12 protein-coding genes are annotated in these 13,797 nt (G+C 70.2%); 1 reads left to right on the top strand and 11 read right to left on the bottom strand.

What is annotated here, in order from left to right; all coding sequences use genetic code 11:
- Positions 1-11 precede the first annotated feature (11 nt).
- From WMF28_RS22715 to WMF28_RS22665, 11 genes are all read right to left on the bottom strand, one after another.
- On the bottom strand, positions 12-677 hold the full coding sequence (locus tag WMF28_RS22715) for a cytochrome c oxidase subunit 3 (protein ID WP_437595333.1): 666 nt from the start codon (positions 675-677) through the stop codon (positions 12-14).
- Positions 652-2,310, bottom strand: a complete 1,659-nt coding sequence (locus tag WMF28_RS22710; RefSeq protein WP_437595332.1) for a cytochrome c oxidase subunit I — start codon at positions 2,308-2,310, stop codon at positions 652-654. Before WMF28_RS22710 ends, WMF28_RS22715 begins: the two co-directional genes overlap by 26 nt.
- Positions 2,307-3,398, bottom strand: coding sequence for a cytochrome c oxidase subunit II (coxB, locus tag WMF28_RS22705; protein ID WP_437595331.1), 1,092 nt, complete (start codon positions 3,396-3,398; stop codon positions 2,307-2,309). The genes WMF28_RS22710 and coxB overlap by 4 nt, the downstream gene beginning before the upstream one ends.
- Positions 3,395-4,234 (bottom strand): SCO family protein, encoded by an 840-nt coding sequence (locus WMF28_RS22700; protein WP_437595330.1) that lies wholly within the window; start codon positions 4,232-4,234, stop codon positions 3,395-3,397. The genes coxB and WMF28_RS22700 overlap by 4 nt, the downstream gene beginning before the upstream one ends.
- Positions 4,231-4,623, bottom strand: a complete 393-nt coding sequence (locus WMF28_RS22695; protein WP_437595329.1) for a hypothetical protein — start codon at positions 4,621-4,623, stop codon at positions 4,231-4,233. The genes WMF28_RS22700 and WMF28_RS22695 overlap by 4 nt, the downstream gene beginning before the upstream one ends.
- On the bottom strand, positions 4,620-5,807 hold the full coding sequence (locus WMF28_RS22690; protein ID WP_437595328.1) for a hypothetical protein: 1,188 nt from the start codon (positions 5,805-5,807) through the stop codon (positions 4,620-4,622). The genes WMF28_RS22695 and WMF28_RS22690 overlap by 4 nt, the downstream gene beginning before the upstream one ends.
- The gene (locus WMF28_RS22685; RefSeq protein WP_437595327.1) at positions 5,804-6,439 is read right to left on the bottom strand and encodes a c-type cytochrome; all 636 of its coding nucleotides are present in this window, start codon (positions 6,437-6,439) and stop codon (positions 5,804-5,806) included. Before WMF28_RS22685 ends, WMF28_RS22690 begins: the two co-directional genes overlap by 4 nt.
- Complete coding sequence (locus WMF28_RS22680; RefSeq protein WP_437595326.1) at positions 6,436-6,969, bottom strand: DUF3341 domain-containing protein; 534 nt, start codon at positions 6,967-6,969, stop codon at positions 6,436-6,438. The genes WMF28_RS22685 and WMF28_RS22680 overlap by 4 nt, the downstream gene beginning before the upstream one ends.
- Complete coding sequence (gene nrfD / locus WMF28_RS22675; RefSeq protein ID WP_437595325.1) at positions 6,969-8,312, bottom strand: NrfD/PsrC family molybdoenzyme membrane anchor subunit; 1,344 nt, start codon at positions 8,310-8,312, stop codon at positions 6,969-6,971. The genes WMF28_RS22680 and nrfD overlap by 1 nt, the downstream gene beginning before the upstream one ends.
- On the bottom strand, positions 8,309-11,335 hold the full coding sequence (locus tag WMF28_RS22670) for a TAT-variant-translocated molybdopterin oxidoreductase (protein WP_437595324.1): 3,027 nt from the start codon (positions 11,333-11,335) through the stop codon (positions 8,309-8,311). The genes nrfD and WMF28_RS22670 overlap by 4 nt, the downstream gene beginning before the upstream one ends.
- Before the next feature lie 122 nt (positions 11,336-11,457).
- Positions 11,458-12,108 carry a cytochrome c3 family protein gene (locus WMF28_RS22665; protein WP_437595323.1) on the bottom strand — a complete coding sequence of 217 codons (651 nt, stop codon included), beginning with the start codon at positions 12,106-12,108 and terminating at the stop codon, positions 11,458-11,460.
- A gap of 248 nt (positions 12,109-12,356) precedes the next feature.
- On the opposite strand from WMF28_RS22665, the gene WMF28_RS22660 reads away from it, so the two are divergent.
- Positions 12,357-13,796 carry a PQQ-dependent sugar dehydrogenase gene (locus tag WMF28_RS22660; protein ID WP_437595322.1) on the top strand — a complete coding sequence of 480 codons (1,440 nt, stop codon included), beginning with the start codon at positions 12,357-12,359 and terminating at the stop codon, positions 13,794-13,796.
- Position 13,797 lies beyond the last annotated feature (1 nt).

Here is a 13,797-nt window from a genome sequence, read left to right as displayed (position 1 = left end):
GCTACATGCCGTTAGCGGTGCATCAGGTAGAGCATGGGCCAGAGGAAGATCCAGATCACGTCGACGAGGTGCCAGTAGAGCCCGCCGAGCTCGACGTGCGTCTCGTTGCCCGCGCCGTACCGGCGCCGGAAGCACCCCCACGCGAGCCAGCCGAGGACCACGAGCCCCGCCGTGACGTGGATGGCGTGGAGCCCGGTCGTCAGGTAATAGAGCGTGAAGAACACGTTCGCGCCCGGCTGCGGGAGCGCCTCGAAGCGGTAGGCGGCGCCGGGGAAGATGCCCTCGTGGAAGTGGTGCGTGTACTCGACGCCCTTCAGCGCGAGGAAGGCGAGGCCGAGCGCGATGGCGCCGAGCAGGAGGCGGCCGGCCCTCACGGGCTGATCGAGGCGCACGGCATAGACGCTCAGCGCGACGAGGAGGCTGCTCGTCAGGAGGATCGCCGTGTTCGCCGTGCCGATGGTGGCGTTGTTGTGCGCGACGGCGGCGGTGAACTCGGCGCCGAAGACCGCGCGGTAGGCGGCATACAGGGCGAAGAGCCCGCCGAAGAGGAGGATCTCGCTGGCGAGGAAGATCCACATCCCGAAGTGCGCGGCGTGGGTCTGCTTCTCGAGATCCTCGAACTGCATGGCGAGCCGCGCCGGGGCGAGCGGCTCAGCGGGCGGTTGAGATTCGGGCATGGGCCTCCTCGTCGGTCAGGTGGTAGTCGTACGGGCCGCGCTCGATGATCGGGGTCACAGGGAAGTTGTGCGCCGGTGGGATGGGCGGCGTCTCCCACTCGTAGCTGCGGGACCTCCATGGATTGGCCGCGGCGCGCGGCCCCCAGCGCAGGGCGATGAGGAGGTTCACCAGCGAGAGCACGAGCGCGCCCGCGAGCAGGTAGGCGCCGCCGGTCGAGAGGACGTTCAGCCACTGGTACTGCTCCGGGTAGCTGTAATAACGGCGCGGCATCCCGGCGTTGCCCAGCAAGAACTGCGGGAGGAACGTCAGGATGAACCCGAGGAACCCGCCGAACGAGCTGACCATCCCCATCGGCTCGGAGTACATGCGGCCGAACATCTTGGGGAACCAGTAGTGCGCGGCCGCGAGGAACGCGGTGACCGTGCCCCCCACCATGATGAAATGGAAGTGGGCCACGACGAAGTAGGTGTCGTGCCAGTGGACGTCGAGCGACTGCGTCGCGACGGCGACGCCGGTCATGCCGCCGAAGACGAAGAGGAACAGAAACCAGAAGAAATAGAGCATCGGGGTGTTGAAATAAATGGCCCCCTTCTGCAGCGTGGCCACCCAGGTGAAGACCTTGATGGCGGAGAAGATCGCGACGAACATCGAGAGCGCGCCGAAGATCCCGGCGTCGAGCTCGCTCATCCCGGCCACGAACATGTGGTGCCCCCAGCCGGTGAACCCGATGAAGGCGATGCCGAGCGACGAGATGGCGATCGCCCAGTAGGACGCCGGGGGCCGCTGCGAGAAGGTGCAGACCACTTCGCTGATGACCCCGAGCGCCGGGAGCACCATGATGTAGACGGCCGGGTGGGAGTAGAACCAGAACAGGTGCTGGAACAGCACGGGATCTCCGCCCAGCGTCGGGTCGAAGATGCCGAAATGATAGATGTGGTCCAGCCCGACGAGCAGGATCGTCAGGCCGAGGACGGGCGTCGCGAGCAGGATGATGATGCTCGTGCTGTAGATCGCCCACGTGAAGAGCGGCAGGCGGCCCCAGCCGACCCCTCTGGCGCGCATCGTGTGCGTCGTGGCGATGAAGTTCACCGCCGTCATCATCGACGAGATGCCGAGGATGAAGATGCCGATCACGACGGGCATGACGGCCGTGGGCGTGGTCGTGCTGTACGGCGGGTAGAACGTCCACCCGGTGTCCGCGCCCCCGAAGATCGCCGTCGCCAGCGTGACAACGCCGCCGATCGCGTAGAAGTAGAGGCTCGCCAGGTTGAGGCGCGGGAAGGCGAGGTCCTTCGCGCCGATCTGGAGCGGGAGGACGAAGTTCCCGAAGATGTTCGGGATCGACGGGATCATGAAGAGCCAGACCATGACCACGCCGTGGAGCGTGAACATGCGATTGTAGGTCGACGCGTCGATCACGGTGGGCCCGGGGGTCAGGAGCTCTGTCCGGAGGACGAGCGCGAAGGCGCCGCCGAGCATGAGCATCGGCACGATGAGCGCGTAAAACATGAGCCCGATGCGCTTGTGATCGGTCGTGAGCAGCCACGAGCGCACGCCGACGCCGGCGCGGAGGTAATCGAGCTCGTGCGAGCCGTGAACGGGCGCTGTCCCCTCGACCTCATGGGCCATCATGGCGTCATCCCCCCCGGCGCGGCGGCGCCGCCCCCGCTGACTCCGCCGTCCCACGGCACCACGGGGCCGCGGGGGACGTCGCGGATCGATTTGATGAGCTCGATCATCGCGGCGATGTCGGGCGGCGTGATCTGCCCCAGATACGACGGCATGACCGGCGAGAAGCCGCGGTGCACGACGGCGAGCGGATCCATGATCGACTCGGTGATGTAGGCCTCGTCGGCGATGCGCTCGCCGCCGTCCTCGAGCGGCACGACGGCGCGGTAGAGCCCGGCCCAGGTGGGGCCGACGTGCGGCGTGCCGTCGAGGGTGTGGCAGCGGAGGCAGCCGTGCCGCGCGGCGGCGCGCTCGCCGCGGACGGGCATCGTCGGCTCCGCCGCGGCGAGCTCCTGCTCGGCCTTGGCGGCGGCCTCCTGCGCGAACGCCGGGGTGCTCGCCGCGCCGCCCGCGAGCCAGCGCTCGTAGTCCTCCGGGTCGAGCGCGATCACCTGGCCGCGCATCTCCGAGTGGCTCGTGCCGCAGTACTCGGTGCAGAGGATGGGGTACGCGCCGGGCTCGGTCGCCTCGAACCAGGCGGTGGTGTACCGGCCCGGGAGGACGTCCTGCTTGATGCGGAACGCGGGCACGAAGAAGCTGTGGATGACATCGCGCGACGTCATCACGAGCCGCACTGGCCTGCGCGCAGGGACGTAGAGCACCGAGATCATGCTCTCTCCTTCCGGATAGCTGAACTTCCACATCCACTGCTTGGCCGTGACATAGACGTCGAGCGCGTCGTCCGGCGGCGTGCGCAGGTCGACGAACTGCCGCGTGCCGATGTTCCAGAAGGTGAGGAACACGAAGCCGAGGCCGAAGAGCCCCGCCGTCTCCAGGAGGAGCGCCGGCCGCGCGAGGACCCCGGTGTTCGGCCGCGGGGTGTTCTGGATCCGCCGGCGATAACGGATAAGGAAATACCCGCCGATCAGCGTGATCAGGACGGCGCCGCCCATCGTCATGAGGATGACGAAGTAGTGCAGCCCGTCGATCTCGCGGGCCAGCGAGGAGCGCTGCTCGGGCAGGAAGAGCAGCTGGCGCAGGAGCTCGTTCATCGCGCGTCCTCCCGCCGCCGGCGCCGCCACCCTTGCCACCCGAAGAAGGCGAGCACCGTGGCGACCCAGGTCAGGATGGCGGCCGCGCCGATCCGCAGGAAGCCGGCCACGTAAGGGCCGTAGCGGCGGCTCGCGGGGTCGTAGCGATAACACGTCATGAGGACGCGATCGAAGGAGGTGCCGACCTGCCCGCGGCTGGCCTCGAGGAGCGCGAGCCGGAGGTCGAGGGCGGAGAACTCGATGCCATAGAGATAGCGGGAGATGCGGCCCTCCGGCGTGAGCACGAAGACCGCCGCGGGGTGCGCGTACTGCTCGGTCCGCGGGTCGTACGCGAACCGGAAGCCGAGATCGCCGGCGAGCGCGCGGATCTCGGGCAGCTCGCCGGTCAGGAACGGCCAGGTCTCCCGCGCCGGCGCGCCCGCCATCCCCAGCGCCGACAGGGCGGCGCCGCGCTTCCGCGCCGCGGACTCCTGGGTATCCCGCGGATCGAAGCTCACCGTGACGGCGCGGTACTGGTCGCCGAGCCGGTAATCGAGCTTCGCCATGCCGGCGACGAGGCCGCGCAGCACGAGGCCGCAGAGCGTCGGGCAGCGGTAATAGGCGAGGACGACGAGGACCGGCCGCCGGCCATCGAAGTGCTCGGCGAGCGGCGCGCGCCGCCCGTCCATGTCCGTGAACTGGAGCGCCTTGTCGACCGCGCCCCCGAGGCGCTCCTCGATGTCGACCTCGCGCGCGGCGGGCGGGAGCGACGGCGGATCCGCGGCGGCGGCGAGCGGCGCGCGCGTGAACACGAGCGAGAGGAGCGCGGCGGCGGACACCGGATGCATCCTCATCATCGGCTCTCCTCGACGACGAGATTCATCGCGTCCTCGATCGGGATCTGCACGAGCCCGCGGCCCTGATCGGCCCAGCCAAAGCGGTCGAGCTCCTCGCGCTTCTCGCGGTTCAGCATCGTGCCGAGCCCCTCCTCGCCGACGGCCCGGCGCTGGAAGATCCGCTGATCCACCCCGGCCACCACGCCGCGCGGCGGGAGGCGCTCCAGGGCGCGCTCCAGGGTCCTGCCCGCGGGGCGGAGCTCCGCCTCGCGGTCGCGCAGGATCATCCTCGACCAGATGCCCAGGATGAAGAAGATCACGACGACGGCGAACGCGACGGCGAGGATTATCCGCCAGGGCAGGAGATCCTCTTCCTGGCGCACGTCGGGACGGCGGTAGTGGGACGTCATACGCTCTCGTAACGGAAGGCGGCCGGCAGGGCCGGGTCGTTGATGGGGGCGAGCGGCTTGCCGCGCAGGCGCAGCGCGACGAACGCGACGCACGGGCCGACCACGGCGAGGAGCGCCGCGAGATCGAGCCAGTGGAACGGCGCGCGCGCGCCGGAGGCCTCGGGCGCGACGAGCCAGTGCATGTCGAGGTAATGCGCGAGGAGGATCCAGGCGGCGACGGCCGACAGCCAGGCTGGCCGCCGCTTGATCCTGTAATTGAGCAGGATCGCGAACGGGATCACGAACCGCGCGAGCACGAGGACGAGGGTCGCGGGCCCCCACGGGCCGTGGGAGCGGTGCAGGTAGAACTCCACCTCTTCGGGCTTGTTCGCGATCCAGATCAGCATGAACTGGAAGAAGGCGGCGTAGGCCCAGAAGATGGTGAACGCGAGCAGCAGCCGGCCGAGGGCGTAGTAGTGCGACGCGCGGAGCCCGGGCAGGAGCCCGGCGCGCTCGGCGGCGAACGCGAGCACCGTGAGCAGCGCTATCGCCGCGACGAAGCCGCCGGCGAAGACGTAGACAGGGAACATCGTCGAGATCCACGTCGGCGCGAGGGACATGAGCCAGTCGAACGAGGCGAACGAGAGCGTGAGCGCGACGGGCGGGAGGCCGGCGACGCTGATCGTGCGGAGCCGGCCGCTGTCCGCGACGGCCGGGCTCGCGTCGCCCCGGAGCGAGCCGCGCAGGAGCAGGGCGCCGAAGGCGAGCCACACGGCGAAGTAGATCGCCGTCCGGACGAGGAAGAAGGGGAGGTTCAGGTAAGGCTGCTTGTGGAGCACGATCGCCCTCACGTGCTCGTCGCCGATGGACTCGGGGCGGAGCCACTTGCCATAGAGCGTGTCCAGCCCGAACAGGAGCGGGATGAACAGGACGACGAGGAGGGGCAAAGCCCCGACGATCGCCTCCGCGAGGCGGCGGACGGCCACCGGCCACGTCGCGTTCATGGCGTGGCAGATCATGAGAAAGATGAGAGCGCCGACCACCGTGGTCACGGCGTAGGCGTACGCCGCGAGGTACGCATAGAAGAGCCGCTCGCGGTCCACGAACGCGCCGGCGACGAGCAGCGCGGCGCCGACGAGCGCGAGGCCGAGGGACCGCGTCACGATCGCGCGGCCGCCCCGGAATACCGGGATACGAAACGTCACGGGAGCTCCTTCCGGGCGCGCTCGCGGAGGGGTGGAGGGAGCGCGTCGAGCGCGGCGGCGCGGCTCCTCCCGAGCGCCTTCACATAGGCGACGATCGCCCAGCGCTCATGGAGCGGGATGTTCGTCTCGTAAGAGCGCATGAGCCCGTAGCCCTCGACGATGACCTGGTAGACGCGGCCCGGCGGGAACGCCTGCACGCGCGGGTCGACGAGCGACGGCGGGCGGCGCTGCGTCATGTTGCGCGCGACCTCCGACTCGCCGTCTCCGGCGATCCCGTGGCAGGCGGCGCAGAAGATCTCGTAACGGCCCTGGCCGTACCGGAGCAGCTCGATCGTCACCGGGACCGGGATGCGCGCCACGTACGCCCCGCCCGCGACGCCCCGCGTGAGCCCGGGATCGCCGGTCACGCGGTCGTTCGGAACGGTGCCCTCGGGCGGATGGCGCATGACCGAGCCGTCGTGGAAGAGCTCCGATGCCTGGTAGGGTGCGTAGCGCGCCTGGTGGAGCATGCGCTCGAGGTCCAGCGCGTCGGCGTCCCCGGGCTCGCGCTCGCTCGGGGCCGCCGGGGTGCACGACAGGCAGAGCGCCGCCGCGGCCAGGCAGGAGAGCGGGAGGAGGCGGCCGCGCTTCATGTGCGCTCCTTCCCGGCCCAGGCGACGGCGAGCGCGCCGAGATCGGTGAGGTCGCGCTCGGCGAGGGGGCGGATGAGCGCCGGGTCGCGGGCGTCGATGCCTATCCAGAATCGATCGATGGTGGCGCGCTCGAAGCCCGGAACGTCGAAGATCGGACTCCAGAGCTCGGGCAGCCGCATGAGGACGAGCAGCGCGACGAACCCCCCGAGGGCGGCCGCGAGCACCGTCATCTCGAAGGTGATCGGCACGAACGCGGGGGCCGCGTGCTGTGGCCGGCCGCCGACGTTGAGGGGGTAGTCGTACGCGTTGTTGTACCACTGGACGAGGTAGCCTCCGGCGGCGCCCGCCAGCGCGAACGGCAGGACGATCCAGTTGAGCGGCGAGCGGCGCAGGCCGAGCGCCTCGTCAAGGCCGTGCACCGGGTACGGCGTGAACGCATCGAGCCTGCGGTACCCGCGGCTCCTGAGCTCCGCGATCGCCCGGAGCATCGCCTCCGGCGTCTCGAACTCGGCGAGCAGACCTCTTCGCATCAGTGCTCCTCCTTGCCGAGCTCGTGATTCAGCTCCTTGACCTCGGCCACCGGGATGAACGGCAAGAGGCGCAGGAAGATCAGGAAGAGGAGCAGGAAGAAGCAGAACGTCCCGGCGAACATCGAGAGATCGACCCACGTCGGGCTGTAGGCGTGCCACCCCGACGGGATGAACTCGCGCTGCAGCGACAGGACGATGATCACGAACCGCTCGGACCACATACCGACGTTCACGAGGATCGAGATGATCCAGAGCAGGACCATGTTGCTCCGGACCCGCGAGGACCAGAGCAGCTGCGGGACGGCGACGTTGCAGATCATCTGCGCCCAGAAGACGGCGGCGTTCGGTCCGCTCGGGCGCGCGACGAAGAACTGATAGATCTCGTACGCCGAGCCGCTGTACCAGGCGGCGAAGAGCTCGATGATGTACGAGTAGATGACGATCCAGGCCGTGACGAGCGTCAGCTTGCTGAGGTTGTCGATGTGCCGCTGGGTGACGACGCTCTTCAGGTGGAAGACCCGGCGCGCCGGGATGAGGAGCGTCAGCACCATCGCGAAGCCGGAGAAGATGGCGCCGGCGACGAAGAACGGGGGAAAGATGGTCGAGTGCCAGCCCGGGACGAGCGCTATCGCGAAGTCGCTGCTCACGATCGAGTGCACCGAGAGCACGAGCGGTGTCGCGAGACCGGCGAGGAGCCCGTAGAGGAGGCGGTAATGGCGGTAGCCTTGCGCGGAGCCGCGCCAGCCGAGCGACAGGATCCCGTAGATCACCCGTCGGCGGCGATCGGGGGCCCGGTCGCGGAGGGACGCGAAGTCGGGGACGAGCCCGACGTACCAGAACACGAGAGAGACCGTGAAGTACGTGAAGATGGCCGCCGCGTCCCAGGGCAGCGCGCTCTTGAACTGAGGCCAGACCCTCAGCGTGGCAGGGTAGGGGATGAGCCAGTACGCGAACCACGGCCGCCCGAGGTGCAGGAGCGGGTAGAGGCCCGCCTGGACGACCGCGAAGAGGGTCATCGCCTCGGCGAACCGGTTGATGCTCGTGCGCCAGCGCTGCTCGAGGAGGAGCAGGATCGCCGAGATGAACGTCCCGGCGTGCCCGATGCCGATCCAGAACACGAAATTGATGATCCCGAACGCCCAGCCGACCGGGATGTTGTTGCCCCAGACGCCGATCCCGCTCGTGATGGTGTAGGTGACGGTCATCGCGAGCACGATCGTCCCTGCGCCGGCGAGCGCGAACGCGGCCCACCAGAGCCGCGATCGCGGCTTCCAGACGACCGACAGCAGCTCTTCCGAGAGGGCCTCGTCGGTGGGCCTCCCGAGGATGAGGGGTTGTGTCACGGCTCGCCGATCTCCGGGTTCTTGTTGTCGATGCGCGCGAGGTACATCGTCCTCGGCCGGGTCCCCTGGTCGTGCAGCACCGCGTAGCTCCGCGGCTCGCTCCGCCACGCGACCATCGGCGTCCCCTCGTGATCGAGCGAGCCGAACTGGATCGCCCGCGTCGGACAGGCCTGCTGGCAGGCGGTGACGACCTCCCCCGGGCGGATCCCGCGCTGCTCGATGCGCGCCGCGATCTCCGCGCGGCGGATCCGCTGGACGCAGTACGTGCACTTCTCCATGACGCCGCGCTCCCGCACGGTCACGTCGGGGTTGCGCTGGAGCTTCGCGAGCCCGGTGTTGTAGGCGTGGAGCTCGGTATAATCGAACCAGTTGAAACGGCGGACCTTGTAGGGGCAGTTGTTCGAGCAGAACCGCGTCCCGACGCAGCGGTTGTAGGTCATCTCGTTGAGTCCGTCGGGGCTGTGCGTCGTCGCGTTGACGGGGCACACGTATTCACACGGCGCCTTCTCGCAGTGCTGGCACAGCATGGGCTGGTGGACGACACCCGGGTCGCGCAGGTCGCCCGCGTAATAGGTGTCGATGCGGAGCCAGTGCATCTCGCGGCTGTTCAGGACCTCTTCCTTGCCCACCACGAGGACGTTGTTCTCGGCCTGGCACGCGACGACGCACGCGCTGCATCCTGTGCAGATCGTGAGATCGATCGTCATGGCCCATTGCCCGAGCGGCGCCCCGGGGGCAGGCACCTCGGGCAGGAGCGACGGCAGCGGCCCCTTGAGCGCCTCCGTGAAGCCGGGGTGCTCGCGGTAGACGGCGAGGGGGACCGAGAGCGCGATAGGGCGCCCCTGCAGGCGAAAGTGCGCCTGCGTCAGGGCGAGCGGGTGCTTCTGATCCGGCCGCTTCCGCACCGAGACGCCCGCCGCGAAGAACGGCGCGTCCGCCGTGCGGAGCCGGTACGCGTCGGCCCCCACCCCGGCGGCGATCGACTCGGCGCCGCTCCGCCCGTAGCCGAGCGCGAGCGACACCGTCCCGTCGGCGTGCCCCGGCGCGATGAGGACCGGTATCGAGATCGCGCGCCCCCTGAGCTCGAGATCGACCACATCCTCGCTCTCGACGCCGAGCGCCCTGGCCGTCTCCGGGCTGAGCAGCGCGGCGTTGTCCCAGGTGAGCTTGGTCACGGGATCGGGCAGCTCGAGCAGCCACGGATTGTTGGCGAACCGGCCGTCATAGACGTTCGAGTCGGTCGAGAAGGCGACCTCGACGACCTCGGCCGGCGCCGGGACCGCCGCCGCGAGCTGCCCGAGCGCCGCGATCACCCCGTCGACCCGCAGCGCGGCGCTCTCGCGCGGGGCCGCGCTGCCCTCGACGAGCCCGCGCCGGAGCGCGTCCTCCCAGAACGCCTCGAAATCGGCGCCGCCCCGCCGCGCCGTCCAGGCGTCGCGCAGGAGCTCGCGCGCGCCCCGGCGCGGCTCGCCGGCGAACACCGCGAGCACCTCGGAGGCGGTCCTGCCCATGAAGAGCGGCTCGATGAGCGGCTGGACCAGCGAGATCGTGCCGTCGTAGGCGCGGGCGTCTCCCCAGGCCTCGAGCTCGTGCGCGGCGGGCAAGAACCAGTCGCAGGCGGCCGCCGTCTCGTCCTCGTAGAGCCCGAGATAGACGCGGTTCGGGACGGCGCGGAGCAGCGCCGCGAGCTCGAGATCCGCGGGCGCCGTATAGGCCACGTTGTTCTCGAGGATCACCACCGTATCGACGCCGCCGCGCCGGATCTCGTCGGCGAGCGCGGCGAGCTCCTGCTCCGCGGCGCCGGCCGAGATCAGGGTCGCCCGGGTGACCCACGCCGCGCGGTCGTTGTGGAGCGCCGTGTTCATGACGTGCGCGAGCGCGTGGACCTGGGGCGGCTGCCGCTCCCCCACGATGACGACGCTCGCCGCGGCGCCGCGCGCGAGGTCGCGCGCGAGCGCCCGGACGAACGGCTTCTCCTCCTCGCGCACGTGCGCCCGGAGCGGCTCGAGCGCGCCGAGCGCCTGCGGCGGGATGGATCCGGGGCGCGCGCCCTCCGCGAGGAGCAGCTCCGCCGCGATCGCCGCGGCGAGCGCCGGCATCTCGCTCGGGCGCTTGCGCAGGCGGTGATCGGCCATGCTCCCGGTGGGGCTCATCCCGGGCTCGACGACGTAGAGACGGTTCATGGTGCCCGTCGGCGAGCCGAGGCGCCGGCGCTCCGAGAACTGGCGCGCATGCGGCACGCTGAACGGCATCGACGCGAGGAAGTCGGCGTCGAGCGCGAGGATGACGTCCGCCGTACGGAAGTCGTACTGCGCCTGGAGCGGAGCGCCGAAGGCGAGCTCGGCCCCGCGCGCCGGGTGCGAAGACCGGGCGGGCGCGTAGAACGTGAACCGCGCGGCCGGATGGCGCGCCTGGATGCGGCCGATGAGGTCGAGGACGAGCGGGGAGCCGGTCGGCCGGAGGACGAACCGGAGCCCGGCGCCGCGATCGCTCCGCTCGCCCCCGAGCTGCTCGACGAACGCCTGCCACGCCGCCGGGGCGGCGCCGCGCCGCGCCGCGCGCGCCCGGTGCTGATCGTAGAGGCCGAGCACCGACGCCTGCTCGTAGACGTTGGTCGCGCCGAGGCTCGCCGGGTGCTCCGGGTTGCCCTCGACCTTCGTCGGCCGCCCCTCGTGGTTCTCGACGAGGATGCCTGTGGCGAACCCGTCGAGCTCCAGGCTGGTGGCGTAGTACCGGAGGATGCCCGGCGTCACCTCCGGCGGCGTCGTCACATAGGGGACGATCTTTTCCGCGGGCCTCGAGTTGCACCCGGAGACGCCTGCGAGCGCCATGCTCGCGCCGAGGAGCTTGAGCCAGGCCCGCCGGCTCACCGCGCCCGGGCCGCCCTCGCCTCCGGGGAGCTCCCGCGCGGCGGCCTCGCGGAGCTCCGGCGACTCGAGGAGCTCCGCGAGGCTGCGCCAGTACGCCTTGCCCGTCTTGCCGTCGAGCGCCGCGCTCCAGGGGGTCTGTCTCTGATCAGCCATCAATCCCTCTTCAGGTCATCGGTGGATCGGCGCCGCCGCCTCGACTGCTCTCCGCGGTTCGTCGCACGCCCGTCGTTGTCTTCTTGTCCCCGTCCCCGCCTGGCTCTTGCTCCTGCGCGCGCTCACCTGTGGCAGGTCGAGCAGTACTCGAGACGCCGCACGCCGAGCTCCTGCGCGATCTGCCGGCCGATCCGCTCCGCGTCGGGGCCGGCGTCCCAGTCCATGTCCGCGACTGCGGAGGGCGGGCGGAGGTGCCGCTCCGGCGCCCTGTGGCAGTCGAGGCACCAGCCCATCGTCATCGGAGACACCTTGTAGACGTCGGCCATCTGGTCCACGCGGCCGTGGCACGTCACGCAGCCGACCCCCTTGTTCACGTGGATCGCATGATTGAAATAGACGAAGTCGGGGACGTCGGTGACGCGGTTCCAGCGGATGGGCATATCCGAGAAATAGCTGCTCCGGACGAGCTCGAGCTTGGGGCTCTGATTCCAGATCTGGCTGTGGCACCCCATGCAGAGCGCCGTCGACGGCATGCCCGCCGTGCCGGCGCGCTCGACCGTGTAATGGCAGAACCGGCAATCGATGGCGTCGTCCTGCACATGGTGCCTGTGGTCGAACTGCACCGGCTGCTGCACGGGCAGGCTCTGCCCGGTGTTCCACTCGGTTCGCACGTAGATCATCGGCGCTGCCACGGCCGCCGCGCCGCCGAGGAGGACGGCGGCGATGGCGAGTCGAAAGGCGGTGTTGCTCCATCGCGGAAAAACGGATGCCATGATCGCGTGTGGCCGGCCTCGCTCGATGTGCGGCGACACGGCCATCTCCATCGATGCGAGGATCGCTGGGGTCGTTTCGCGATCTCGTCATCTCGCGCGCGGCGGGAGCAGCGCGCGAGGGCGATCCCGGAGCGGCGCCGTCCGGCGTGCTTGTCCCGCGCGCTGGATTGCGCTGGATTGCGCGCGACGCCGGGCACGAACACCCGTTCTTCACCTCCCGGGACGGAGATCTGCGATATCCTCCCGCGATGAGGCAATCGAGCTCTGCCCTGTCGCCCCTCCTGCTCATCGCGCTTCCCGTGGCGGCCGGGCTCGCCTTCGTCGCGTGCTCGCGCGACGAATCGCTCTCCCCGCTGTCGCTCGGCGGCGGCGGGGCCTCCTCGGTCTCCTCGAGCGGCGGGACGGGCGGGAGCGGCATCGAGGGGGGTAGCGCCGGCGGAAGCGGCGATGCCGGGGGGAGCGCCGGCGGGGGCGGAGCCGATCAGGGCGGCGCGGGGGAGGGCGGCGCCGGCGGGAGCGGCGGTGACGGCGGCGGCGGCGCGCCTGTCGCGCGGCCGAGCTGCTCGCCGCCGACCGAGGACGAGGGCTCGCTGAAGCTCACCCCGGTCGTCACCGGCCTCCGGTCACCGCTCCTCGTGAAATCCGCGCCGGGCGACCCCACGCGGCTCTTCATCGTGACGCAGCCCGGTCAGATCCTCGTGCTCGACGAGGGGGCGACCGAGCCCACGACGTTCCTCGATCTGCGGGACCTCGTCCTCTTCGCGGGCGAGCGCGGCCTCCTCGGGCTCGCCTTCCACCCGGACTACGAGAGCAATGGCCGGTTCTTCGTTCACTACTCGGACAAGGCGACGGGCGGCGACACGCGCGTCGTCGAGCTCGCGCGGGGCGACCGCCCGGACGTGGCCAATCCGGCGCCGGTGGCCACGATCCTCGAGCAGGCGCAGCCGGAGCGAAACCACAACGGCGGCTCGCTGGAGTTCAGCCCGGTCGACGGCTTTCTCTATCTCGGCCTCGGCGACGGCGGGAACAGCAACGATTTCGGCTCCGGCCACTCGCCCATCGGCAATGGCCAGGAGCTCGCGACGCTGCTCGGGAAGATCCTTCGCTTGGACGTCTCGACGCACCCGTACCGCATCCCGGAAGGGAACATGACCGGTGAGGGCGTCCTGCCCGAGATCTGGGACTACGGCTTGCGGAACCCGTACCGCTTCAGCTTCGACGTATGCACGGGCGATCTCTACATCGCAGACGTCGGACAGCGATTGTGGGAGGAGATCAACATCGAGCCGGCGGGGCAGGGCCGGAAGAACTATGGCTGGCGCCTCATGGAGGGCGCGCACTGCTTCGTGCCCGCGGAAGACTGCGATCCTGACGGCATCACCACGCCCCCCGCCGCCGAGTACGCCCACGCCGGGCGGGTCATCGAGGATTGCTCGGTCACGGGCGGCTACGTCTACCGGGGCAGCAGGATCCCATGGCTCCGGGGGAGCTATTTCTTCGGCGATTACTGCAGCGGCCGGATCTGGACGCTGACGTACGAGGGCGGGGTGGCGTCCGCGCCCGTCGACCGGACGGACGATCTCGGGTCGTTCGGGTTCAAGGTCGCCAGCTTCGGGCAAGACGGCGTGGGCGAGGTCTACGTCACGGATTTCGGCGGCGGCACCGTGTACCGCGTCGATCCGGAGTGAC

This window comes from Sorangium sp. So ce590, assembly GCF_051521365.1.
Classification (GTDB): Bacteria; Myxococcota_A; Polyangia; order Polyangiales; family Polyangiaceae; genus Sorangium.
Note: the sequence above shows the minus strand (reverse complement) of the source record. Positions and strands in the feature narration are given on the sequence as shown.

Excerpts from the sequence above, each read along its gene's own strand:
- WMF28_RS22715 (WP_437595333.1), bottom strand. The coding sequence starts at position 677 with ATGCCCGAATCTCAACCGCCCGCTGAGCCGCTCGCCCCGGCGCGGCTC.
- WMF28_RS22710 (WP_437595332.1), bottom strand. The coding sequence starts at position 2,310 with ATGATGGCCCATGAGGTCGAGGGGACAGCGCCCGTTCACGGCTCGCAC.
- coxB (WP_437595331.1), bottom strand. The coding sequence starts at position 3,398 with ATGAACGAGCTCCTGCGCCAGCTGCTCTTCCTGCCCGAGCAGCGCTCC.
- WMF28_RS22700 (WP_437595330.1), bottom strand. The coding sequence starts at position 4,234 with ATGATGAGGATGCATCCGGTGTCCGCCGCCGCGCTCCTCTCGCTCGTG.
- WMF28_RS22695 (WP_437595329.1), bottom strand. The coding sequence starts at position 4,623 with ATGACGTCCCACTACCGCCGTCCCGACGTGCGCCAGGAAGAGGATCTC.
- WMF28_RS22685 (WP_437595327.1), bottom strand. The coding sequence starts at position 6,439 with ATGAAGCGCGGCCGCCTCCTCCCGCTCTCCTGCCTGGCCGCGGCGGCG.
- WMF28_RS22680 (WP_437595326.1), bottom strand. The coding sequence starts at position 6,969 with ATGCGAAGAGGTCTGCTCGCCGAGTTCGAGACGCCGGAGGCGATGCTC.
- WMF28_RS22670 (WP_437595324.1), bottom strand. The coding sequence starts at position 11,335 with ATGGCTGATCAGAGACAGACCCCCTGGAGCGCGGCGCTCGACGGCAAG.
- WMF28_RS22665 (WP_437595323.1), bottom strand. The coding sequence starts at position 12,108 with ATGGCATCCGTTTTTCCGCGATGGAGCAACACCGCCTTTCGACTCGCC.
- WMF28_RS22660 (WP_437595322.1), top strand. The coding sequence starts at position 12,357 with ATGAGGCAATCGAGCTCTGCCCTGTCGCCCCTCCTGCTCATCGCGCTT.